This is a genomic window from Thauera sp. WH-1 (assembly GCF_047806685.1).
Classification (GTDB): domain Bacteria; phylum Pseudomonadota; class Gammaproteobacteria; order Burkholderiales; family Rhodocyclaceae; genus Thauera.
The window spans coordinates 157,622-182,387 of the sequence record NZ_JBLQGP010000004.1 but is presented as its reverse complement, the minus strand read 5'-3'; the positions used below and the strand labels follow the sequence as shown (position 1 = coordinate 182,387).

General features: G+C 67.0%; 16 protein-coding genes. 2 read left to right on the top strand and 14 right to left on the bottom strand.

Annotated elements, in window-relative coordinates; translation table 11 throughout:
- From ACMV5O_RS06435 to ACMV5O_RS06375, 13 genes are all read right to left on the bottom strand, one after another.
- Positions 1-789 carry a Na(+)-translocating NADH-quinone reductase subunit C gene (locus ACMV5O_RS06435; protein WP_324536970.1) on the bottom strand — a complete coding sequence of 263 codons (789 nt, stop codon included), beginning with the start codon at positions 787-789 and terminating at the stop codon, positions 1-3.
- Entirely contained in the window at positions 779-1,993 is a 1,215-nt protein-coding gene (locus ACMV5O_RS06430) for an NADH:ubiquinone reductase (Na(+)-transporting) subunit B (RefSeq protein WP_416162721.1), read from the bottom strand. The genes ACMV5O_RS06435 and ACMV5O_RS06430 overlap by 11 nt, the downstream gene beginning before the upstream one ends.
- Before the next feature lie 2 nt (positions 1,994-1,995).
- Entirely contained in the window at positions 1,996-3,348 is a 1,353-nt protein-coding gene (locus ACMV5O_RS06425; protein ID WP_416162720.1) for a Na(+)-translocating NADH-quinone reductase subunit A, read from the bottom strand.
- A 206-nt stretch (positions 3,349-3,554) separates the two neighbouring features.
- Positions 3,555-4,754 (bottom strand): acetyl-CoA C-acyltransferase, encoded by a 1,200-nt coding sequence (locus tag ACMV5O_RS06420; RefSeq protein WP_416162719.1) that lies wholly within the window; start codon positions 4,752-4,754, stop codon positions 3,555-3,557.
- A 39-nt stretch (positions 4,755-4,793) separates the two neighbouring features.
- Positions 4,794-7,196, bottom strand: a complete 2,403-nt coding sequence (locus tag ACMV5O_RS06415) for a 3-hydroxyacyl-CoA dehydrogenase/enoyl-CoA hydratase family protein (RefSeq protein ID WP_416162718.1) — start codon at positions 7,194-7,196, stop codon at positions 4,794-4,796.
- Positions 7,193-9,217: a 3-hydroxyacyl-CoA dehydrogenase NAD-binding domain-containing protein gene (locus ACMV5O_RS06410; RefSeq protein WP_416162717.1), complete on the bottom strand. Its 2,025-nt coding sequence runs from the start codon at positions 9,215-9,217 to the stop codon at positions 7,193-7,195. Before ACMV5O_RS06410 ends, ACMV5O_RS06415 begins: the two co-directional genes overlap by 4 nt.
- The gene (locus tag ACMV5O_RS06405; RefSeq protein WP_416162716.1) at positions 9,217-10,497 is read right to left on the bottom strand and encodes an acetyl-CoA C-acetyltransferase; all 1,281 of its coding nucleotides are present in this window, start codon (positions 10,495-10,497) and stop codon (positions 9,217-9,219) included. Before ACMV5O_RS06405 ends, ACMV5O_RS06410 begins: the two co-directional genes overlap by 1 nt.
- Complete coding sequence (locus ACMV5O_RS06400) at positions 10,494-12,980, bottom strand: acyl-CoA dehydrogenase (protein WP_416162715.1); 2,487 nt, start codon at positions 12,978-12,980, stop codon at positions 10,494-10,496. Before ACMV5O_RS06400 ends, ACMV5O_RS06405 begins: the two co-directional genes overlap by 4 nt.
- A gap of 78 nt (positions 12,981-13,058) precedes the next feature.
- Positions 13,059-13,772, bottom strand: coding sequence for a TetR/AcrR family transcriptional regulator (locus ACMV5O_RS06395; RefSeq protein WP_416162714.1), 714 nt, complete (start codon positions 13,770-13,772; stop codon positions 13,059-13,061).
- Positions 13,773-13,863: 91 nt separating this feature from the next.
- Positions 13,864-16,203, bottom strand: a complete 2,340-nt coding sequence (locus tag ACMV5O_RS06390; RefSeq protein WP_416162779.1) for an efflux RND transporter permease subunit — start codon at positions 16,201-16,203, stop codon at positions 13,864-13,866.
- Positions 16,203-17,177, bottom strand: a complete 975-nt coding sequence (locus ACMV5O_RS06385; RefSeq protein ID WP_416162713.1) for a WD40/YVTN/BNR-like repeat-containing protein — start codon at positions 17,175-17,177, stop codon at positions 16,203-16,205. The genes ACMV5O_RS06390 and ACMV5O_RS06385 overlap by 1 nt, the downstream gene beginning before the upstream one ends.
- Before the next feature lie 15 nt (positions 17,178-17,192).
- Positions 17,193-18,524, bottom strand: a complete 1,332-nt coding sequence (locus ACMV5O_RS06380; RefSeq protein ID WP_416162712.1) for a DUF1329 domain-containing protein — start codon at positions 18,522-18,524, stop codon at positions 17,193-17,195.
- Between the two features lie 27 nt (positions 18,525-18,551).
- On the bottom strand, positions 18,552-20,474 hold the full coding sequence (locus ACMV5O_RS06375; RefSeq protein ID WP_416162711.1) for a DUF1302 domain-containing protein: 1,923 nt from the start codon (positions 20,472-20,474) through the stop codon (positions 18,552-18,554).
- A gap of 309 nt (positions 20,475-20,783) precedes the next feature.
- On the opposite strand from ACMV5O_RS06375, the gene ACMV5O_RS06370 reads away from it, so the two are divergent.
- Both ACMV5O_RS06370 and ACMV5O_RS06365 read left to right on the top strand, forming a co-directional pair.
- Complete coding sequence (locus tag ACMV5O_RS06370; protein ID WP_416162710.1) at positions 20,784-22,589, top strand: ABCB family ABC transporter ATP-binding protein/permease; 1,806 nt, start codon at positions 20,784-20,786, stop codon at positions 22,587-22,589.
- A gap of 109 nt (positions 22,590-22,698) precedes the next feature.
- The gene (locus tag ACMV5O_RS06365; protein ID WP_416162709.1) at positions 22,699-23,709 is read left to right on the top strand and encodes an asparaginase; all 1,011 of its coding nucleotides are present in this window, start codon (positions 22,699-22,701) and stop codon (positions 23,707-23,709) included.
- Between the two features lie 10 nt (positions 23,710-23,719).
- On the opposite strand, the gene cysB is transcribed toward ACMV5O_RS06365, so the two are convergent.
- The gene (cysB, locus tag ACMV5O_RS06360; protein ID WP_324536943.1) at positions 23,720-24,661 is read right to left on the bottom strand and encodes an HTH-type transcriptional regulator CysB; all 942 of its coding nucleotides are present in this window, start codon (positions 24,659-24,661) and stop codon (positions 23,720-23,722) included.
- Positions 24,662-24,766: the final 105 nt, after the last annotated feature.

The following is a 24,766-nucleotide window of genomic DNA, read 5'->3' as shown; positions in this document are numbered from 1 at the left end:
TCACGCCTCCTTCGAGCGCAGCTTGGCAAGGAAGGGGCCGAAGCCCTGCTCGCCCAGCCAGAACTTCAGCAGATTATCGACGCCGTTGCTGGTCAGCGTGGCGCCGGCCAGGGCATCGACCTGATGGATGGCCGCCGAGCTCTGCGGGTCCACGCCACCCTTGACGATCTGCACCGCGACCTCGCCCTGATCGTTGAACAGTTGCTTGCCCTCCCACTGCCGGCGCCAGCGCGGGTTGTCGACCTCGCCGCCGAGGCCGGGGGTTTCGGCGTGCTCATGAAAACCGAGGCCGACCACGGTGTTGAGGTCGCCCTTGAGCGCCATGAAGCCGTGCAGGGTCGACCACAGACCGTAGCCGCGGATCGGCAGGATCAGGGTCTCGATGCGGCCTTGCTCATCCTCGATCATGTACACCGTGGTGTAGCGCTCGCGCCGCTTGATCGAGGCGATGTCCTCGTCCTTGGTCAGGCGCACCGACTGCTGCGGGTCCTTGGCCGCCTTGAGCGGATCGAAGGTCGCGGCGTCGAAGTCGTCGGCGAACTCGCCGCTCTCGAGATTGACCAGCCGCGCCTTGATGGTGTCGCCGAACAGCGCGCGCACCTGCGCCGCGGGCAACTCGCGGCCGCCCATGCCGGCGATGGCCGCGATGCTGCGCTGCTTGTCGAGCAGGCGGTTCTGAGTCTGCAGCGGCTTCAACGAAACCGCCGCCCCGGCCACGAAGACGGAGCTGACGAGGCTGACCGCCAGCGCCACCGTCAGGGTGCGGGATATGGATTCCTTATTGGACATCGCGCGCGAGCCTCCGCTTGATGTTGGCCGCCACCACGAAGTGGTCGATCAGCGGCGCGAAAAGGTTGCCGAACAGGATGGCCAGCATGATGCCTTCGGGGAAGGCCGGATTCACCACGCGGATCAGTACGGTCATGACGCCGATCAGCGCGCCGAAGATCCACTTGCCGGTGTCGGTCATCGAGGCCGAGACCGGGTCGGTGGCCATGAAGATCATGCCGAAGGTGAAGCCGCCCATCACCAGGTGCCAGTACCAGGGCATGGCGAACATCGGGTTGGTGTCGGAGCCAATGGCATTGAACAGCAGGCTCATCGCCACCATGCCGAGGAAGACGCCGAGGACGATCCGCCACGATGCGATCTTCATGATCAGCAGCACCGCCCCGCCGATCAGGATGGCCAGCGTGCTGGTCTCGCCGATCGAGCCGTGCACCGTGCCGAGGAAGGCATCCCACCAGGTGATGCCGCCCGCCATGATGGCCTCCAGACCGCCCGAGGCGCCGAAGGACAGCATGGTCGCGCCGGTGTAGCCGTCGACCGCGGTCCACACTGCGTCACCCGACATCTGCGCCGGATAGGCGAAATACAGGAAGGCACGGCCAGTCAGCGCCGGGTTGAGGAAGTTCTTGCCGGTACCGCCAAAGACCTCCTTGCCGACGACGATGCCGAAGCTGATGCCGAGCGCGACCTGCCACAGCGGCATGTCGGGCGGACAGATCAGCGCGAACAGCACCGAGCTGACGAAGAAGCCCTCATTGACCTCGTGCTTGCGGATGGCGGCGAACAGCACCTCCCAGAAGCCCCCGACGATGAAGGTCGTCAGGTAGATCGGCAGGAAGTAGGCCGCGCCATGCAGGAAGTTGGCCCACAGGCTGCCGGGGTCGAAACCGGCGATCCCGCCCAGCAGCGCGAAGCGCCAGCCTTCCTGGGCCGCCATCAGCTCGGCATTGGACGCGAGGATGGTGTTGGCCTGGTAGCCAACGTTCCACATGCCGAAGAACATGGCCGGGAAGGTGCACAGCCACACCGTGATCATCATGCGCTTGAGGTCGAGACCGTCGCGCACGTGGGCGGTGGTGCGGGTGACACTGCCGGGCTTGAACAGGCCGGTGTCGATGGCTTCGTACAGAGCGTAGAACTTCTCGTACTTGCCACCCTTTTCGAAGTGATGCTCGATGCTGTCGAGCCAGGAGCGCAGACCCATTCTCAACCCTCCTTCTCGATGCGTGTGAGGTTATCCCGCAGGATGGGACCGTATTCATACTTGCCCGCGCACACGTAGGTGCACAGCGCCAGGTCTTCTTCGTCGAGCTCGAGCGCGCCGAGCTTCTGCGCGGTATCGGTATCGCCAACGATCAGCGCGCGCAGCAGCTGCGTGGGCAACACGTCGAGCGGCATCACCTCTTCATAGTTGCCGATCGGCACCATCGCGCGCGGACTGCCGTTGGTCGTGGTAGTGAAGTCGAACAGCTTGCCGGGCGACAGCTTCGAGATGTAGAGATTCATTACGGAATGCTTCTCCACGCCGGCACGCAGGTAATGCAGCATCTCGCGCTCGGTGCCCTCCTCGAGGCAGGACACCTGCAAGTGGTAACGACCGAGGTAGGCACAGGCGCCGCGCGAGGTGCGGCCGCCGAACACGGATCCCGAGATCACGCGCACCTTCTTGCCCACCTTGATCTCGCCCGCGGTCAGCTCGTCCAGGCTGGCCCCCAGACGCGCACGCACCAGACGCGGCTTGGCGACCATCGGCCCGCCGAGCGCGACCACGCGCTCGGTCCATAGCCGGCCGCTGGCGAACAGCTTGCCGATCGCGATCACGTCCTGGTAGTTCAGGTACCACACGCTCTTGTGCGCACCGACCGGGTCGACAAAGTGGATATGCGTGCCGGCGAGCCCCGCCGGATGCGGACCCGCGAAGGTCTCGGCGCTGACGTTGCCTTGCTCGACACCCGGCATCTGCGTGCCCTCGCCATGGCAGACGACGACACGGGCCATGCGCGCGAGCACCTTGAGGCCGCGCGCGAAGTCGTCCTTGTGCTCGGCAATGACCACGGTCGGGTCTGCCGCCAGCGGATGCGTATCGATGGCGGTCACGAAGATCGAGCGCGGCTTGGCGTCGATCGCCGGCACCTTGCTGTAGGGGCGGGTGCGCAAGGCCGTCCACAGGCCGGACTCGATCAGGTTCTCGCGTACCTTGGCATCGTCCAGGGCGTCGATCTGTGCATCGCTGTAGCGAGCGAAGTCGACGGCGCTGTCGGCCGCATTCTCGCCCTCGAGATCGATCACCACCGACTGCAGCACGCGCTGCTCGCCGCGATGGATCGCACTGACCGTGCCGGCACCCGGTGCGGTAAACACCACACCGGGGGTCTTCTTGTCGGAAAAAAGGACCTGCCCCAGCTTCACCCGATCACCGACCTGCACCGCCATGGTCGGCTTCATGCCGTGGTAGTCGAAGCCGATGACGGCCACGCTGCGCACCGGACGACCGTCCTCGATGCGCTGCGCGGGTGCGCCGGTGATGGGCAGGTCCAGACCGCGTTTGATTCTTATCATGCGCCTCTCGCCCAAAGACTCGTGGGAATGGACGAGACCGCCGTCTGGCCGTCACGGGACCCCTCTGCCCCGCGACGTCGGGTCGGTCCCGCGTCTACAAACACGCGGATTATAAAAGATTGTTACCTGCCGATCACGCCGAACCAGCAACAACCCGGTGCCGATCCGTAGTTTCCACAACGCGGGCCGACCACCGCAGGATCGCGTCAGACGCGCTCGAACACCGCCGCCGCACCCATCCCGGTGCCGATGCACATGCTGATCATCCCAAAGCGCAGCGCCGGATCGCGCCGCATCGCCGACATCAGCGTCGCCGTGCGGATCGCCCCCGTCGCGCCCAGCGGATGGCCCAGCGCGATCGCGCCACCAAGCGGGTTCACCCTCGCCGGATCCAGGTCGAGCTGGCGCATCACCGCCAGGGCCTGGGCCGCGAAGGCCTCGTTGAGCTCGGTCCAGCCGATGTCGGCGAGCTGTATGCCGGCCAGCTTCAAGGCGCGCGGAATCGCCTCGATCGGGCCGACGCCCATCACCTGCGGGGGCACACCGGCCACCGCATAGCTGGCGAAACGGGCGATCGGCTGCACGTCGTAGCGCTTGACCGCCGTCTCGCTCATCAGCAGCACGGCGGCCGCGCCGTCGGACATCTGCGAGCTGTTGCCGGCGGTGACCGAACCGCGCGCGGCAAACACCGGCTTGAGCTTCGCCAGCCTGTCGAGTGCAGCGTCCGCGCGCGGCCCCTCGTCCTGCTCGACGCAGTGCTCGGCAATACGCACCACGCCGTCCGCGCCCGGTGCGTAGGACTTCACCGCATAGGGCAGGATCTCGTCGCGGAAGTGGCCTGCCGCAATCGCCGCGCCGGCACGGCGATGCGACTCGACCGCAAAGACGTCCTGATCCTCGCGGCTCACGCCCCACTGCTGCGCGACCTTCTCGGCCGTCAGGCCCATGCCGTAGGCGATGGCGAGGTTCTCGGTGCGGGCGAAGATCTGCGGGTTGAGGCTGACCTTGTTGCCCATGATCTGCGGCATCGCACTCATGCTCTCGGTGCCGGCCGCAATCATCACGTCGGCCTCGCCGAGGCGGATGCGGTTGGCGGCATCGGCCACCGCCTGCAGGCCCGAGGCGCAGAAGCGATTGATGGTGATGCCCGGCACCGCATCCGGCAGACCGGCGAGCAGCAGGCCGATGCGGGCGACGTTCATGCCCTGCTCTGCTTCGGGCATCGCACAACCGGTGATGACGTCGCCGATCTCGTTGCGATCGAGATTCGGCACCTTCGCCACGACCTCGCGCAACACCGTCGCCAGCATGTCGTCCGGACGCACGTGGCGGAAGGCGCCGTTGCGCCTGGCCACCGGGGTGCGCAGCGCGGCAACGATGTAGGCGTCCTGAATCTGTTTGCTCATGGTTCTCGTCCTCGATCCGTTGCCATCACGGGATGGCGATCAATTGCGCAAGGGCTTGCCGGTTTCGAGCATGTGCGCAATGCGCTGCTGGGTCTTTTCGGTCTTCAGCAGCTCGACGAACTGGGCACGCTCGACGTCCAGGATCCACTGCTCGCTCACGCGGCTGTTGGTATCGACCTCGCCACCGCACAAGGCGGTCGCCGCGGCTTTGGCCACGCGGTAGTCGTGAGCCGAAATGAAACCGCCCTCGGCCATGTTCAGCAGCAGCATCTCGCACGTCGCAATGCCGTTGCGCCCGGCCACGCTGACCTGCGGATTGATGAGCGGCGGCCGCCAGGCCGATTCGGCCATCGCCCGCGCGCGGCGGATCGCGGCGTGAAGGATCTCGTGGGCATTGAACACGACGTCGTCGCCCGCCCGCCCAAAGCCGAGCTGCACCGCTTCCAGCGCGCTTTTGGCGACGGTCGCCATGGCGATCGTCTGGAAGGCGGTCTGGATGTAAGGGAAGACATCCCCGCCTGCCGCACGCTGGGCCAGCGCATGGGCCTGCAGGGCGAACTCCTTGCTGCCTCCGCCGGCCGGAATCAGCCCCACCCCCGCCTCCACCAGACCGACATAGCTTTCGAGCGCGAAGACGCGATGCGCGGCATGCATCGCGAACTCGCAGCCACCGCCCAGCGCCATGCCCTGCACGGCCGCCACCACCGGCACCTGCGCGTGCTTGATCGCCATTGCGGTGTGCTGGAACCTCGCCACCATGCGCTCGAGCAGGTCGAACTGCCCGGCGCGGCAGGCCTCGCTCACCTGCTGCAGGTTGGCGCCGACGGCAAACGGCGGCGGCTGCCAGATCACCAGGCCGTCGAGCTCGGCCTCGGCACGCGCGATGGCTTCGAGCATGCCGTCCATGACCTCGTCGCCGATGGCGTGCATCTTCGAGATGATCGACACGATGCCGATGCGCGCATCCTGGTCGGCGCGCCGCCACAGGCGCACGCCGGCGTTCTCCCACAAGGTCTCGCCGCGATCGTCCGGCGCCTCGCCGAGGACACGGTCGGGGTAGAGCTGACGCTGGTACACCGGCAGCGCGGCGCGCCGTTTCAAGGCGTCCTCGGCGGCACTGTAGGAGCCCGCCGGTGCGTGCACGCCCTCGCGCTCGAACACCCAGGCCGGCAAGGGCACGGCCGCCATCGCGCGGCCATGGTCGATGTCCTCGCGAATCATCGCCGCGACCTCCTTCCAGCCCGCCGCCTGCCAGGTCTCGAACGGCCCCTGCGCCCAGCCGAAGCCCCAGCGCATGGCCAGGTCGATGTCGCGGGCGTTATCGGCGATGTCGCCCAGATGCACGGCGCAGTAGTGGAAGACGTCGCGGAAGATGGACCACAGGAACTGCGCCTGCGGGTGGGGGTGGGCGGCAAGCTGGGCGAACTTCTCCGCCGGACTTTTCAGCTTCAGGATGTCCTCGACGTCGGGGAAGACCTCGCCGCCGCTGTCGCGGTAGTCCTGCAGGTGCAGGTCGAGCACCTGGATCTGCCGGCCCTGCTTGCGGTAGATGCCGCACTTCGTCTTCTGTCCGAGCGCGCCCTTGGCAACGAGCGCCTGCAGCCAGGCGGGCGTGGTGAAATGCGCCGCCCATGGGTCGCGCTGATCACCACCGCCCCCCTCTCCGAGCGTGGCGTGCATGGCGCCGAGCACATGCACCAGGGTGTCGAGGCCGACCACGTCGGCGGTGCGAAAGGTCGCGCTCTTGGGTCGGCCGATGCGCGGACCGGTCAACAGATCGACCTCATCGAAGGCCAGGCCGAGCCGCTGCGTGTGGTACAGCACGGCGAGGATGGAGAACACGCCAACGCGGTTGGCAACGAAGCTCGGCGTATCCCTGGCGCGCACGATGCTCTTGCCCAGGCGGGTGACGAGCCAGGCCTCGAGGCCGTCGAGCACGCCGGCATCCGTGTCCGCCGTCGGGATCAGTTCGACCAGAGGCATGTAGCGCGGCGGGTTGAAGAAGTGAATGCCGCAGAAGCGCGCCCGGCGCTCCACCGGCATGCCAGCCGACAGCGCGGTGATCGACAGGCCGGAGGTATTGGTCGCAAACACCACGTCGGGCTTGAGGTGAGGCGCGACCTTGGCATACAGGTCGAGCTTCCACTCCATCTTTTCGGCGATCGCCTCGATGACGAGGTCGCATTCGGCGAGCCGACCGAGGTCGCTGCCGTAGTTGGCGGCCTCGACGTACTGGACACGGTCCTTGGCCGCAAAAGGGGCGGGGTCGAGCTTGTTCATGGCGGCCAGCGCCTTGGCGGCAATCGCGCTGGCTTCGCCTTCCTTCGCCGGCAGGTCGAACAGGATCACCGGCACGTCGGCATTGGCGCAGTGTGCGGCAATCTGCGCCCCCATCACGCCGGCGCCAAGCACGGCGACCTTGCGAATGATAAGTCTGTTCACGTCTCCCTCCTCATCGGACACTCAGGGTGCATTCTGGATCGCGCGGCGGCGTAGTGCAGCGGGCCACCGGTGTGTGGCGCAAAGCCGGCACCGAAGATCACGCCCGCATCGGCAAGCTCGGCATCGGTCACCACGCCCTCATCCACGCAGCGTTGCGCTGCGGCCAGCAGCGGGGCGATGACACGGTCAGCCAGACCGGCAGGAACCGGCGCTGGCGCAGTGCCCCTGGCCTTGCCGCTCTCCTGGCCTTCGCCCTTTACTGCCTTGCCATCGACCCAGCGGTAGTAGCCCTCGCCGCTCTTGCGCCCCAGCTTGCCTTCGCCCACCAGCTTCAGCAAGCGCACCGGCGGCTCGGCGCCCGCGCCGGCGAGCGCCTTGCCGGCGGCCACCGCAATGTCCAGGCCCACGGTATCGACCAGCTCGACCGGCCCCATCGGCATGCCGAAGGCCGTCAACGCCGCATCGACCGTCTCGGGCGCAATGCCTTCCTCCACACAGCGCAGCGCCTCGAGCATGTAGGGCCCGAGCACCGCGTTGACCAGGAAGCCGGGCGCGCTCTTCACCGGCAGCGGCAGCTTGTCGATGCTGCGCACGAAGCCGGTGGCGCGACGCAGCACGTCGGGCGTCGTCGCCTCGCCCTGCACTACCTCGACCAGCGGCAGTTGCGGAACCGGATTGAAGAAATGGATCCCAACCAGGCGCGCAGGCGCCATCAGCGCGGTCGCGATGTCCTCCAGGCGCAGACTGGAAGTATTGGTCGCGAGCACCGCGTCCGGACGGGCGCGGCGCTCGAGCGCGGCGAACAGGCTGCGCTTGGCTTCAAGGTTCTCGAAGATTGCCTCGATGATTACGTCGGCGCGCGCCACGCCGTGGCCCTCGGGGTCCGGGATCAGACGGTCGAGCGCAAAGCGCACCTGGCGCGCATCGCCCTTGTGGCGGCGCTCGAACAGCTTCGCGGCACGCTGTATGGCAGGCGCGATGCGCTCGACCGACTGGTCCTGCAGCGTCACCGTCAGGCCGCGCAGCGCGCACACCGCGGCGATGTCGCCGCCCATGACGCCGGCGCCGACCACATGCACATGGCGCGGGGCGAAATCACTGTCCTTGCCGAAGGCTTTCAGGCGTTCCTGCAGGAAGAACACGCGTACCAGGTTACGCGCGGTCGGCGAGGCAAAGATCGCCTCCAGCGAGGCCGGCTCACCCGCAGGCACGGCCAGCGCATTGCCGCCATGGCGTTCCCAGATGTCGATGATGGCGAAAGGCGCCGGGTAGTTCGTCCGGCTCACCTTGGCCGCCGTCTGCTTGCGCGCCCTGCCGGCGACCAGCCTGCGCAGCGGGCCGTTCAGCGCGAAGCGCAGCGCCCGCTGCGGCAACGACAGCGCCCGCGCCGGCTTGGCGGACAGCGCCAGGATGCGCGCCGCCGGCTCCATCACCCGTGGTGGAACGCAATCGTCGGCCAGGCCGAGACGCTTCGCCTTCTTCGCGTCCACGCTCTTGCCGGTCAGCATCAGGTCGAGCGCCGCCGCCGGGCCGATCACCTGCGGCAGGCGCAACATGCCGCCCCAGGCCGGCATGATGCCGAGCATGACCTCGGGCAGGGCCAGGCGCGTGCCCGGCTCGTCGACCACCAGGCGATAGCGGCAGGCGAGCGCAAGTTCCAGCCCTCCCCCCCTGCAGTGACCGCGGATCAGCGCCAATGTCGGGTAGCGCACGGCAGCAAGGCGGTTGAACAGCGCCCAGCCGCGATCGACCAGCGCACGTGCGGCCGCGGGCGACGCGAGACGGGAGAAGGCCTCGATGTCGGCACCGGCAATGAAGCCCGCAGGTTTGGCGGAGGCGATCACCAGCGCACGGGGTGGCGAGGCGTCGAGCATGTCGAGCACCGCGGACAGTTCGTCCATGACCTCGGCCGACAGCACGTTGGTGCTTGCGCCGGCCTTGTCGAAATCCAGCCAGGCCAGCTCGCCCTCCTCGCGGCGCAGGCGCCAGTGCTGCCAGACAGGTTGCACATTCACGCTCATCACACCGTCTCCAGCAGCATTGCTCCGCCCTGCCCGCCACCGATGCAGATCGACGCCATCCCACGCCCCCCACCCTTGCGGCGCAGCACGTGGAGCAGATGCAGCACGATGCGCGCACCGCTCGCGCCCACCGGATGGCCAAGGGCGACGGCACCCCCATCCACGTTCAAGCGCGCGTTATCGGGGGCGCCTGGCGCCGCCCTGCCGAAGTGCTCGCGGCACCAGGCGTCATCGGCCAGCGCGCGCAGGCACGCGATGACCTGGGCAGCGAAGGCCTCGTTGAGCTCCCAGGCGTCGAGCTCGTTCGGCGCAAGATCATGGCGTTGCAGAATGGGCAGCGCCGCATGCACCGGCCCGAGCCCCATCTGCTCGGGCGCCAGGCCTGCCCACTGGCTGTCGATGATGCGACCGAGCGGCGTCAGACCGAATCGCTCCACGGCATTCTCCGACGCCAGCACCAGCCACGCCGCGCCATCGGTGATCTGCGAGCTGTTGCCGGGCGTGACGCGGCCATACTTCTTGTCGAAGAAGGGCTTGAGCCTGCCCAGGTTCTCCACCGAGGAGTCGCGCCGCACACCGTCGTCTGCGCCGTACACCGCGCCGTCGCGATCGATCAAGGGGACGATCTCGTCGCGGTAATGTCCCGCATCCTGGCCGGCGACGACGCGACGGTGGCTCTCGACGGCATAAGCATCCATGTCCGCCCGCGTGATGCCGAACTTCCACGCCAGGTTCTCGGCGGTCTGACCCATCAACTGCCCGACGATGGGGTCGGTCAGTCCCTTCATGATGCCGATCACCGGCGCAAGATCGCCCAGGCGCAGGGATCTCAGCGTGGCAAGCTTCTGCACCGGCGTCTTCGCTGCGTACCACCCCGCCAGCCAGCGCACCATCCGGTCGGAGAACAGCAATGGCGCGTGCGAAAGCGCATCGACGCCACCGGCGAGCACGAGCTCGCTGCGCCCACACTGGATGTTGGCGATCGCGGAATCGAGCGCCTGCATGCCCGAAGCGCAGTTGCGCATCACCGTCCAGCCGGGCACGGCGTTGCCACAACCCATGCGCAGCGCGACCACGCGGCCGATATTCACCTCGTCCGCCGAGGGGCTGGCGCAGCCCAGGATGACCTCGTCAAGCTGATCCGGCGCAAAGGGCTGGCGTAGCAGCAGGGCGCGCCCGGCGGCGGTGGCGAGGTCCGCAGCGGTGAACGGCCCCGGCGCGTTACGCGCCTTGAGGAAGGGCGTGCGCGCGCCATCGACGACATAGGCGCGCCGGCTCATGCCGCCACTCTCAGCGCGGGGGCCGAATCGGGCGCGTCGTCGAGCGCCGCCTTGAGACCGAAGTCGTAGGGAAAGTCATCCACCCGGATTACCTTGTCGCGCAGGCTGTTGCGAAGCTCGACGATGCGGTACTCCTCCTCGCTGAGCACACCCGCTGCGCGCGCGTGTCGCCAGAGCTCGTCGACGTCGCCGCTTGTCATCAGCCCGGGCTGGAAGCGACCACTGCGCTGCGCCTCCTTGAGCTTGGCCTCGACCGGCTCGGCGGCAATGGTGGCGATCAGCGCCGCCTCGAGCGCACCGACCGGCTCCTCGACCGTGTCGGGCAGGTAGACGTCGGCGGTCAGCCGGTCACGCGTCGGCGAGGGCTCGATCATCAAGGCAGCGACCTGGTGGCCGAGCCTATCGGACGGCACGACATAGGGCCGACCGAGCGGGAACACCACCAGTCGGCGCAACACGAAGGCGGCAAGCTTGTTCGGGAAGTTGGCGATCACCCCCTCGAAGGCGAGCTGGATGCGGAACATGCAGTCCCAGATCGCCCAGTGCATCAAGGGCGCATCCGCCGCCTGGCGGCCTTCCGCCTCGTAGCGCTTCAAGGTCGCGGTGGCGAGGTACATCAGCGACAGGATGTCGCCCAGGCGGGCGGAGAGCTTTTCCTTGCGCTTGAGCGCGCCACCCAGCGTGCCCATGGAGATGTCGGCGATGAAGGCAAAGGCGGCCGAGAAGCGAGTCAGCTGCTGGTAGTAGCGCCGCGTCTCGGGCGCCACGCCCTCGGGCACCTTGACGAAGTGCGAGCCGGTGAGGCCCATCACCACCGCGCGCGCCGCGTTCGACACGGTGAAGCCCACATGTCCCCACAAGGCCTTGTCGAAAGCCTCGAGGTCGCCCTGCTGTGCCGAGTGCATCTCGTCGAGGACATAGGGATGGCAGCGAATCGCGCCCTGACCGAACAGGATCAGGCTGCGGGTGAGGATGTTCGCGCCCTCGACCGTGATGCCGACCGGAATCTGCTGGTAGGCGCGGCCGAGGAAGTTCTGCGGCCCGAGGCAGATGCCCTTGCCGCCGATCACGTCCATGCCATCGTTGACCACTTGGCGGGTACGCTCGGTGACGTGGTACTTGACGATGGCCGACACCACCGAGGGTTTCTCGCCGAGATCGATCGCACCGGCAGTCATGACGCGCGCGGCGTCGCACAGATAGGTGTTGGCGCCGATGCGGGTGAGCGCCTCCTCCACGCCTTCGAAGCGGCCGATCGCGGTCTTGAACTGATAACGCACGCGGGCATAGGCACCGACGGTGCGCGCGGTGAGCTTCTGCATGCCGGTGTTGGAGCCGGGCAGCGAGATCGAGCGCCCGGCGGCCAGGCACTCCATCAGCATGCGCCAGCCCTGACCGGCCATCTTCGGACCACCGATGATGAACGCCAGCGGCATGAAGACGTCCTTGCCGCGCACCGGCCCGTTCATCCACACCGCATTGAGCGGGAAGTGGCGGTTGCCGATCTCCACGCCGGGGTGGTCATGCGGCACCAGCGCGCAGGTGATGCCGAGGTCCTCGGTCTCGCCGAGCAGGTGGTCGGGGTCGTACAGGCGGAAGGCGAGGCCGAACACCGTGCACACCGGCGCCAGCGTGATGTAGCGCTTGTCGAAGGAGACGCGCATGCCGATCACTTCCTCACCCTCCCATACACCCCTGCACACGACCCCGGCATCGGGGATGGAGGCGGCATCCGATCCTGCCCAAGGGCTGGTCAGGGCAAAGGCGGGAATCTCGCGCCCGCTTGCCAGACCGGGCAGGTAGTGCTGCTTCTGCTCGGGCGTGCCGTAGTGCAGCAGCAGCTCGGCCGGACCCAGCGAGTTCGGCACCATGACCGTGACCGCCGGCGCCGACGAGCGCGTCGACAGCTTGGTGATGACCTGCGAATGCGCATAGGCCGAAAAGCCCTTGCCGCCGTACTCGCGGGGAATGATCATGCCGAGAAAGCCCTTGTCCTTGATGAACTGCCAGACCTCGGCGGGCATGTCCTGCTTCTGGGTGCACTCCCAGTCGTTGGTGAGGCGGCACAGTTCCTCCGTCTCGTTGTCGAGGAAGGCCTGCTCCTCGGGGCTCAGCTTCGGCCAGGGGTAGGAGCGGAAGCGCTGCCAGTCCGGGCTGCCGCCGAAAAGCTCGCCCTCCCACCACACGGTGCCGGCTTCCAGCGCATCCTTCTCGGTCTGCGACATGGTCGGCAGTGCCCGCCGAAAGGCCTCGAAGATCGGCCCGGTGACCCACTTGTAGCGCAGCGACTCCGCCATGAACACGCCGATGAGGCCGGAGAGCAGCGCCATCGCCAGCAAGGTCCACCCCACCGCCCAGTCCGCCGCCCACCCCATCGCGGCAAGCCATGCAAGGCCCGCCCATAGCCAGGCAAAAAGAGGCGCTCGCCCGTAGGCGAGCGCACCTGCCAAGGGAGGGAGGGAAAGCAGCAAGATCCAGCTCATGTCTGTCTCCAGATCGTCGTCATTCCTGGGCGCCACGCCTTGTCCAGGCATCGCGCTGCGTTCATCGATGCGACAGGCTCAGGTCGCATCCGGGGTCTTCGCCGCCCGCGAGGGCCGGGGCGCGGCGTTCACAAAATCGGGCAAGGGCGCGCGCAAGCCGCCGAGCAGGAAGGAAATCAGCCGCGGCAGCATGCGCGCGGGGTCCTCATCGTCGAAATGCCCGGCGAACAACTGCAGCGCATCGGTACCCGCGATCGCATAGGACGTGGCGCCCATCATGAAATGGAAGCGCCACAGGATTTCCTCGCGCGGCACGCCGGGCAAGGAGTCGTAAAGCGCCTGCAGGAAGCGCTGCAGGGTTTCCGCGTACTCCTCGGCGAGGAACTTGCGCACGAAGGCGTTGGGCTCGGTATAGGTTCGTCCGAGCAACTGCATGAAGGTTCGCCCGCCACCGGCGGTGTCGGCCACCATTTCCAGCGAGGGGGTGAAAAAGGCCTCCAGCACCTGGCTGGGCTTGAGCCCGCCCCCCTGCTCGCGCGCCCGACGCTCGGCACGATCGAGCGCGGCGATGCGGGCCTGGTTCAGCTCGCCCAGCCGACGCTTGAAGACTTCGTGGATCAGGCTGTCCTTGGTGCCGAAGTGGTAGTTCACCGCCGCCAGGTTGACGCCTGCCGCAGCGGTGATCATGCGCATCGAGGTGCCATCCAGCCCGTGCTCGACGAACAGCGCCTCGGCCGCATCGAGGATGCGGCTGCGCGTTTCGGGACCGGGCTTGCCGGGTTGGGTGCTCATTGGGGTCTCCTGAACGAGCCGCAGCTCATTCAAACGTTCGTTTGAATTCTAAGACCTGAGCCCTTCCTGTCAAGAAATTTGATACCCGCATTCAAACTTTCTTGGACGTCGGCTCAGCGCGCGTGCGCAGCAGCAAGGCCGCGAGCGAGGGCAGCAGCAACAGGGCTCCCAGCATGTTGATGATGAACATGAAGGCCATCAGCAGCCCCATGTCGGCCTGAAACTTCAGCGCCGAGAAGGTCCAGGTACCGACGCCCACCGCCATCGTGGTGGCGGTGAACATCACCGCCGTGCCGCGCTGGCTCAAGGCCTGATGGAAGGCATCGGGCAGCGTGTCGCCCTGGCGGAAGCGATGCGCCATCCGTTCGTAGAAGTAGATGCCGTAATCAACCCCAATCCCGACCGCGATCGCGACCACCGGCAGGGTCGAGACCTTGAGACCGATTCCGAGCACCGCCATCAGGGCATTGCAGAACACCGCCGCGATCATCAGCGGCAGGATGATGCACAGGGTCGCACGCCAGGAGCGGAACTCGAGGAAGAACAACAGACTGATGGCGCCGAACACCAGCAGCAGGATGGTGACGGAGGCCGCATCGACCGCCTCGTTGGTCGCCGCCATGACACCCACGTTGCCGGAGGCGAGCAGGAAGTCGAGGCGATCGCTGCGGTTGGCCTCGCGGAAGGCCTTCACCTCGCGAATGACGTGCGCAATGGTCGCGCCCTCGTGGTCGCGGGTGAAGATCAGCACCTGCATCGCGCTGCAGTCGGTATTGAGCAGGCCGGTGCTGGTGTCGACCGGCGTCACCGACTGCGCCAGCACCGTCGGGTTGCGCGACAGCACGCGCCAGTTCGGGTTGCCCTCGTTCCAGCCGGCGTTGATCGTCTTCGCCACGCCGGGCAGGCCGACCACGCTCTGCACCCCATGCACGCCACGCATCGTCGTCTCGAAGCGGTCGATGGTGTCCATGATCTCGAAGTCGGTGCAGGCACCATCGACGCCCGTCGACTGCACGATCACCGACAGCACATCCACCCCGATCGAGAACGCGTCGACGATTGCCGCCGCATCCTGGTTGTAGCGCGAGTCCTCGTGCAGTTCGGGGATGCCGTGACCGAGGTCACCGGTACGCAGGTCGCGCGCCTTCCAGGTCGCCGCCCCCAGCAGCAGGGCGGTGATGAGCAGCACCACGGTGGCGCGGCGCGGTTCGGCCAGCGTGCGCAGGCGACCCCATAGCCAATGGTCCTTGGTCTCCGCGCCGATCGTGCGCTGCATCTCGCGCCCCCCCAGGCGCGTCCATGACAGCAGCAGCGGCAGCAGGAACATGTTGGTGACGAGGATCAGGCCCACGCCGAGGCCGGCGGTCAGCGCCAGCTCACGCACCATGTCGATCTCGATGCGGATGATGACCAGGAAGCCCACCACGGTCGTCGTCAGCGCCATGGAACCCGGCAGGAAAAGCCGCTGAAAGGCATTCTGGGCGCCCGCCAGCGGCCCCGCGCCCGCCATGATCTCGAGCCGCCAGGCGTGCGTCATCTGCACGGCATGGCTGACGCCGATGGCGAAGATGAGGAAGGGAACCAGGATGGACATGGGGTCGATGCCGAAGCCGATCAGCGGCAGCAGCCCCATCAGCCACACCACCGGCACCATGGCGCACAGCAGGGTCAGCGCAGCCAGCTTGATCGAGCCGGAATAGAGGAACAGCAGCACCGCGGTGATGCCGAAGGCGACGAGAAAGAACAGCAGCACGCCCCGCGCCCCATCGGTGATGTCGCCCACCGCCTTGGCAAAGCCGATGATGTGCACGTCCAGGCCTGCGCCCGCGTGGCGGGTACGCAAGTCCTCGAGCTGGCGGGCCACCGCGAGGTAGTCGAGGCGCGCGCCGGTGTTCGGGTCGATCTCAAGCAGTTCGGCGCTGATCATCGCCGCACGGTGGTCGTTCGACACCAGGCGCCCGACGCGGCCGGACTTGAGCACGTTCTCGCGCACCGTCTCGAGGTCCTCGGCCGTACCCTCGAAATCGGCCGGGATGACGTTGCCACCGGCAAAGCCGGCCTCGACCACCTCGATGAAACGCACATTGGGGGTGAACAGCGAGGTCACCGTGGCGCGATCCACGCCGGGGATGAAGAAGACCTCGTCGGTGGCGGCCTTCAGCGTGCGCATGAAGTCGGCGTTGTAGATGTCGCCCTCGTGCTGGCGCAGCGCCACCAGCACGCGGTTGGCCCCGCCGAAGGTGTTGCGATAGGCCATGAAGGTCTGCATGTACGGATGCTCGAGCGGGATCATCTTCTCGAAGCCCGCATCGACCTGCAGCCGGCTCGCCGAAGCGCCCAGCAGCACGGTGAGCACGACGAAGAGCCCCAGGAAGAGCCGGCGGCGCCGGAACAGCAGCAGGCCGAGGAACTCGACGAGCGACTTCAGCATCACGAACGCCCTCCGTCCGCGCGCGGCAATCGCAGGCGATCGGCGCCGTCCTCACCCACCAGCACGACCTCGTCTGCGCCTGTGTCGGCAACCGCCGCGCGGGAGCGGCGATCCACCCGCTCCACTCTTGCGAAGCTGCGTCCCTCATCCTCACTTACCAGCACCGCGCCGTTCTGCCCCACCAGCACCACGCGGCCGTCGCCCAGCACCCGCCCTCCGAAGAGCGAGCCCTGCACCTCGGTCGCCACCTCATGCCAGGTCTCACCGCCATCGTCCGAGCGAAACACATGGCCGCGCATGCCATACACGAGCACTCCGCCACCGGGCAGCGCGAGCGCACCGAAATACGAGCCCGAATAAGGCGATGCGAGCGCCTCCCAGCTCTCGCCCCCATCCTGCGAGCGCAACAGCGTGCCGGCCTCGCCGGCGATCAGGAAGACGTCCTCATCCACGCGGGCGATGGCATTCAGGTGCAGCGCCTCCTCATTCGCCTCGAGCTCGCGCCTCTCCCAAGTCGCGCCGCCGTCGGTGCTGAACTCGAAGCGGCCATAGGCACCGACGGCGAAGCCACGCCCGTCCTCGCCCAACCACACGCTCAGGAGGGGCTCCTCCGCCTCGGCGTCGAACCGGACCTCCGACCATGACTCGCCGCCGTCGTCGCTGCGCAGGATCAGCGCGTCGTGGCCGACCGCCACCAGGCGTCCTGCGTCGATGAAGCGCACCGCCGTCAAGGTCGCCGCAGTCGGCGACAGCGCCGCACGCCACTCGCTGCCGCGATCGTCGGAGATGAAAATGTGGCCGCGCTCGCCGACGGCGACCAGGCGGCCGTCCTCGCGCGCGGCCACATCGAGCATCTGCAGGTGGCCGATGCGGACCTGTGTCGGCGGCATCGGCGGATCGCTGCGCGGCGAGAATGCAAACGCCACTGCGGCAAGCACGAAGCCGACAAAGAGGATTCCGATCACGCGGTGCATGGCCACCCCCGAGGATCAGCGCGTCCCCACCCCACGCAGGCCGGCCGGCGTGAAGTCCGCCGGGCGGGCATCGATCACGTTGTAGACCCGCGGCTCATCGTTACGCAGGCCCATCGCGATGTAGCGACCGGACTGCAGGTCGTGGTGCACCTCGAGGTTGGGATAGACCATCGGGATGTCGTACCAGTTGATGGTGTGCAGCTCGGACACGCGCCACAACTGATCGCGGGCGTCGTACTTGTCCACCGCCAGAATCGACCAAGAATCCTCGTCCAGATAGAAGGTGCGGCGCTTGTAGCTGTGGCTGGTGCCGTCCTTCAGCGTCGAATCGACGACCCAGACGCGATGGAGCTCGTAGCGCGCCAGATCGGGATTCACATGCCCCGGCTTCAACACGTCCGCCATCGACACCGTGTTTCCGACCAGCTTGTAGGCGTTGTAGGGGACGAAGATCTCCTTCTTGCCCACCAGCGTCCAGTCGTAGCGGTCGATCGCGCCGTTGTACATGTCGAAATCGTCGTTGGTGCGCAGGCCATCGGCCGCCGTGCCGGGATTGTCGTAGGCGACGTTGGGTGCCAGGCGCACACGGCGCTGGCCCGGGTTGTAGGTCCAGGCCTGGCGGCGGTCGAGGAACTCATGCACCAGCAGGATCTGCCCGGCCAGGCGCGCCGGCGCGGTCACCGTCTGCAGGAAGTTGAACAGCTTGCCGGCCTCGATCTGATCGGGCCGCTTGCTCAGGCTGCCGTAGTGGAAATCGTACTGGTATTCGAACCGTACCGGCGTGTAGGTACCCTGGCGCGTGACTGCCGCCTGGCTCCAGTTCATCGCATAGGACTCGCCGCGATAGCGCGCGAGGTGGTTCCAGATCGCCTCCGCGCCGTTCTGCGGAATCGGGAAGGGAATGCCGCCGGTCGTGCCCTCGATCGTGCGCCCGCCATCGACCAGCTTTGCGCGGCTGGCGTTGGCGATGGTCTGCTCGTAATGCGCCTGCGGGAAGGCCGCGCTGCGGCGCGTCGGGTAGACGTTCATCTTCCAACTCGGGTAAGTCTTGAGCAGCGCGACCTGGCCCGGGGTGAGGCGGTCAGCGTACTGCTCGGCGTTCGACCCATCGATGGTGAACAGCACCGCATCGGCGGCGAAGGGGTCCGCATAATGCCCGCCCGGCTGATGCCCGGCCGGCGCCGAACTCAGGCCGCCGTCCCAGGCCGGGATCGTGCCGGCCGCGTTGCCGGCGCGCTCCGCCCCCATGGGCGTGAGCGCCTGTCCCAGACGCGATGCATCGGCCATGGCCGGCGCCGCCAGTGCCATTGCGAGCGCCGCGCCGAGAATCGTGAAAGTCTTGCGCATGTCGTTTGTCTCCAGATCCGGGGGTGCTCAGAACGAGTAGCTGACGCTGACCGACAGGAAGTCGCGGTCGTAGAGGGGATTGGTGTGGCTGGCGTAAGTCCGGGGCTGGCCAAGCGGGTTCGGGCTCGGATCAACCCCTGAAATCTTCTTTCCACCGAAGAAGGCGCTATAGGCGATGTCCGCCTGCCAGTTCTGGCGATAATTCATGCCAAGACCAAGCGTGACAGCCTTCGCCCCTTCGTTGAAGGAGGGCCCCCGCCCGCTCACATCATGCGAAAAGGCGATCCGCGGCGACAGGTTTGCACCCGCGACCGCATTCGGATACTCGAAGCGGGCAAGCAGGCGATAGCCCCAGGAATTCTCGGTCATGAAGCAACCGGAGCTCGTCGCGCCAAATGAAGTGGCCGTGGATGAGCCGACCTGAGGCAGGTGGCAACCTGCCGCGGCGAACTTGAGACTCGAGGGCAGGTCCAGATGTGTGTAGCCGATCTCACCTACCACCACCATCTGCTCGGCACCCAGCACCTGGGGCACGGCCTTCGTTCCGGTCAGTTGGACCTGATGCATCTTGACGCGCCGATAGCCCGTGACCTCGGCGCCATAGGGTTGCTGGAGGAAGGCGTTGGGCACAAAGGTGCCCGGCGCAACCTGCGTCACCCCTGTTCCCGTAATCTGGTTGGGGGCACCCAAGGCGGCAAGCAGTAGCTCTGCCGAAGGGAGTTGCACCGGCTGGTTCTTGCGATACGAATATTCACCCTGCAGGGCGATGCCGGCAGGCCCTGCTGTATTGAAGCTCAGGCCAAACAGCTTGATGTCCTTGGGATAATCAACGAAGTACTCGCCGCCCCGCCCGCCTGCGTAAGCGCATCCACCTGGCAGGCCGGTCGGCCCAGAGGCAACGACTGGGTCAAACACGGTGCACCCAGGGATCGGCGTGCCATGTGTCGAATACCCACCGCGAGAGCCCGAAACGAAAGGAGTCCGGCTGTGGTAGTTGACGTGGTAGAAGCCGAACTCGGTGTAATTCCACTCCGGCACCAGCATCCGTAGCGCAAGCCCATACTCGCCGCCGTTGCCCGGCTCGCGGTCCTTTGCGCGAGGCGCAAAAAGCTGGGCTGTCGTACCCAGAGGTCCAAGCGGAGTAACGGCCGCTGGCGGCTTGTTGCCGTCATCCAGCCTGCCGAAGCCCGTGTACGCAATGTTGCCTCCCGCCGACACAAAATCATTCGTACTGAAGAACGTCCCAGCCGGCTCGATCTTGGTCTTTTCCCACTCCGCCATCCACACCAGTTCCGCGCTGACGTTGTCGGTGAGCTCCTGCGAAGCCCACAGCATGCCGATCGGCGTTAGGCCCTCGCGCAGCTCCGAGCCGGGGATGCGCAGGCGGCTCACATTGACCGGGTTCAGGATGTTGATGCCGTTCTGGATGAAGGTGCTCTCGCCCCAGCTCACGACCTGGCGGCCGGCACGCAGGTTCAGCGTGCGGCCACCGACATCGAAGCGACCACGCACATAGGCATCCAGGATCTCGGCATCGCGCCCCAGTTCGCTGCGGGCGGCATTGCTCATGCCGCTCTTGTTCATGAAGGCGTGGTCGTAGAAGTAGGAGGCGCGGAAGAAGGCGCCATAGTTGCGGTAATTGAGCTCCAGATCATGGGTCGCCTTGAAGGCCAGCGACACCATGTCGCCCTTGTCGTACTTGAGATTGCCGTCGTCGGAGTTCGGGTCGCGCGAGGTGCCGCCGTTGGCGATGCTGATCAGCGAGGATTCGCGGTCCTGCATCCGCCACAGCCCCCCCACCGACAAGGTGGTATCGAAGCTGCCGCTCAGCTCGCCGCTGGCGCTGCTGAACTCGAAGGCCTGCACGGCCGCGGGCGCAGTGAAGGCAAGCACGACGGCGGACGCCAGGATGGCGCGGCGCGGCGCGGCTCGATGTTTGATCCGATTCATTGAACTCCTCCTTGGTGACGGCTCCGCGCTCCTTGGTGGGCGGGAAATTCTTCATTGATGCGGGCTGATGTGCGGATCGATTTTTCTAATTCAAACGTTTGTTTGAATAGTACAAAGTCCTGCTCCCAAGTCAAGCCGGTGTGCGTGCTTTTCCTCACGGACGCCCGCACCAATTTGACGCGGGCCCACGCTGCCAACAGAATCCGCTGCCTGCATGCCGTTGCCCGGCCCGGGGCCGGCGTATTGCCGCGCTTTTGGCGCGCGCGTCGATGCCGAGCCGGACACCCTCTCGCCCAACTGGACCCCTTCATGAGACGCGCCCCTGCTGCCGCCCTGCCCGGCCCCGAGCCCACCGAACGCCGCGACTGGGAGACCCTGAAGAGCCTCATCCCCTTCATCTGGGCGTACAAGGGCCGGGTCATCTTTGCGCTCGCCTGTCTGGTCGCCGCGAAGGGGGCCAACGTCTCGGTGCCGCTGGTGTTCAAGCACGTCATCGACGGCCTGACGATCACGCCCGAGCAGGCCTTCCTGATCGCGCCGGCCACCCTCCTGCTCGCCTACGGCGTGCTGCGCTTCTCCACCTCGCTGTTTACCGAGCTGCGCGAGGTGGTCTTCGCGCGGGTGACGCAGCAGGCGGTGCGCGAGATCTCGCTGCGTGTGTTCCGCCACCTGCACGCGTTGTCGCTGCGTTTCCATCTCGAGCGCCAGACCGGCGGCCTCACCCGCGACATCGAACGCGGCACACGCTCGATTGGTTCCTTGATCAGCTACACGCTGTATTCCATCCTGCCGACACTGATCGAGATCGGCATGGTGATCGCGATCCTGCTGGCGCAGTACGACGCGGTGTTCGCACTGATCACCCTGACGGCGCTGGTCCTCTATGTCGTCTTCACGGTCAAGGTCACCAACTGGCGCACCGCGCTGCGCCGCGAGGCCAACGAGCTCGACTCGGCCGCCAATGCACGTGCGATCGACAGCCTGATCAACTTCGAGACGGTGAAGTACTTCAACAACGAGGAGTTCGAGGCCCGGCGCTACGACGAGCAGCTGAGCAAGTGGATCAAGGCGCAGATCACCAACCAGTACTCGCTGTCGGCGCTCAATGTCGGCCAGGCGGCGATCATCGCGGTCGCCGTCACGGCAATGATGTGGCAGGCGGCGGTCCGGGTCGCCAGCGGCGAGATGACGATCGGCGACATCGTGCTGGTGAATGCCTTCATGATCCAGCTCTACATCCCGCTCAACTTTCTCGGTGTGCTGTACCGCGAGATCCGCCAGTCGCTCACCGACATCGAGCGCATGTTCGGCCTCATGCACCAGCATCGCGAGATCGCCGACGCGCCCGACGCACGCAGCCTGGCCAGCGGACGGGCGAGCGTGCGCTTCGAGCGCGTCAGCTTCGCCTACGACGCCAAGCGGCCGATCCTGTTCGACGTCGATTTCGACATCCCGGCCGGCCGCACGGTGGCGATCGTCGGCCAGTCCGGCTCGGGTAAGTCGACGCTCGCGCGCCTGCTGTACCGCTTCTACGACGTGCAGGACGGCGCGATCCGCATCAACGGCGAGGATATCCGCCAGCTCACCCAGGACAGCCTGCGCGCGGCGATCGGCATCGTGCCGCAGGACACGGTGCTGTTCAACGACACGCTGTTCTACAACATCCAGTACGGCCGGCCCGCGGCCTCGCGCCAGGAGGTCGAAGCCGCCGCACGCGCCGCGCAGCTCGAGGACTTCATCGGCCAGCTGCCGGAAGGCTACGAGACCCGCGTCGGCGAGCGCGGCCTCAAGCTCTCCGGCGGCGAGAAGCAGCGCGTCGCCATCGCGCGTGCGCTGCTGAAGAACCCCGCCATCCTGATCTTCGACGAGGCCACCTCGGCCCTCGACTCCAAGACGGAGAAGGCGATCCAGGCGCAGATCATGCGCGCCGCCGAAGGCCGCACCGCGCTGGTCATCGCCCACCGCCTGTCGACGATCATGGACGCCGACGAGATCATCGTGCTCGACAAGGGGCGCATCGTCGAGCGCGGCCGTCACACCCCGCTGCTGGCCGCCGGCGGCGCCTATGCGCAGATGTGGCTGCTGCAGCAGCAGGAGGAAGCGGCGCAGGATTGAGTGCCGCGGTTCTGCACGGACTTGAGACGCCGACGATCCATTAGAATCTGCGCTCGTCTCATCGCCATCCCACCTCTCCACCACCGCGCCCGCTCGCACCGAGGCTGTCTTGACCACCGCCCTGAGCCCCCGCAAACCCCGCCTCATCCTGCTTGCCACCGGCGGCACGATCGCCGGCACCGCCAGCTCGGCGACCGACACCCGCGGCTACACCGCGGGCCAGCTCAGCGCCGAAGCCCTGGTGGCGGCGGTGCCGCAGCTCGCCCGCCTGGCCGAGCTGACCTTCGAGCAGCTCTTCAACATCGACAGCAAGGACATGACGCCGCAGCACTGGCTGCTGCTGTCGCGCCGCGTGCAGATGCTGGCCGCGCATCCGGCGGTGGACGGCATCGTCATCTCGCATGGCACCGACACGCTGGAAGAGACCGCCTACTTCCTGCAGATCACGGTGAATGCGAGCAAGCCGATCGTGATGACCGCGGCGATGCGCCCGGCGACGGCCTTGTCGGCTGACGGGCCGCTCAACCTCTACCAGGCGGTCGAGCTCGCCTGCCGCCCGGCAGCCGCGCGCGCTGGCGTGCTCGCGGTGCTGGGCGATCGTATCCTGCCGGCGGCGAGCCTCGCCAAGCGCCACCCGACCGCAGTCGACGCCTTCAGCACGCCTGACGCACTCAGCGTACTGGCCAGTGACGCGGCCCTGCAGGCGCTCACCCCCTACCGCTACAGCCGCATCAGCCTGCCTGCCGAGCTCGTCACCCTGCCGCCGGTCGAGCTGCTGACGGTCGGCGCCGGGAGCTCGCCCGCGCTGGCTTCTGCGGTGGCCCGCGCCCTGGCGCGCGCCAGCCTGCTCACCGGCGGCGCGGGCCTGGTGCTGGCCCTGCCCGGCAACGCCAGCCTGCCCGAGAGCTGGCTGCCGGCGCTGCACGAGCTGCCGCATGCCGTCCCGGTGGTGCTCGCCAGCCGCTGCGGCGGTGGCGTCAGCCCTCAACGCGCGAACAGGCCGGGCAACTGGCTCAACGCCGGCGCGCTCGATCCGCTCAAGGCGCGCGTGCGCCTGATCGCCGGCCTGGGCGCCGGCCTGCGCGGCGCGCGCCTGCGGCGCTGGTTCGAGCGCGGCTGAAGGTCCCACCCTAAAGCCCTGGGTCGGACCCCCCGCCCGCGACCGCCGCCTCCACCATGCGCCGCGTCAGGTGCGGTGCGAAGCCCTCGATGAAGGCGTATACATAGGCGCGCAACCAGGCGCGCTTGCGCAGGCCGATGCGCGTCGTGCTCGACTCGAACAAGTGCGAGGCGTCCACCATGCCCAGCCTGCGATCCTCCTCGGCGTCGTAGGCCATACGCGCCAGGATGCCGATGCCCAGGTCGAGCTCAACGTACTTCTTGATCACGTCCGAGTCGATCGCCGACAGCACCACATTGGGCTTCAGGCCCCGCCCGATGAAGGCCTTGTTGATGTGGCTGCGGCCGGTAAAGGCATCGTCATAGGTGATGATCGGGTAGCGCGCGATGGCCTCGAGCGTGAGCGGCGACTCGCGCAGGATGGGGTGGCGCGGCGTCGCCACCACGCAGCGGTTCCACTGGTAGCAAGGCAGCATCACCAGTTCGTCGTAGTCGGCGATCGCCTCGGTGGCGATGGCGATATCGGCCGTGCCGTCGAGCACCATCTCGCACACCTGGCGCGGATTGCCCTGGTGCAGCGACAGCTTGACCTGCGGGTAGCGCAGCATGAAGTCGCGCACCACGCGGGGCAGCACGTAGCGCGCCTGGGTGTGGGTGGTGGCGATCGACAGGCTGCCGCTCGCCTCGTTGGCGAACTCCTCGCCCACCTGCTGCAGGTTGGCGAGATCGTGCAGCACGCGCTCGGCGATCTCCAGCACCGCCCGCCCAGGCTCGGTGATGTCCACCAGGCGCTTGCCATGGCGCACGAAGATCTCGATGCCGAGCTCGGACTCGAGCAGGCGGATCTGTTTGGACACGCCCGGCTGCGAGGTGAACAGCGCATCGGCCGCCTCGGACACGTTGAGCCCGCGCCGAGCCACCTCCTGGATGTAGCGCAGTTGCTGGATGTTCATGGCGGTCATCCTATATAACCAAATCTTCTTGAATACTAACTCAAAATGTCTTTTTGAAACTAAACCTCGGCGATACGATGCAGCGCACAACGACGCCCCAAAAAG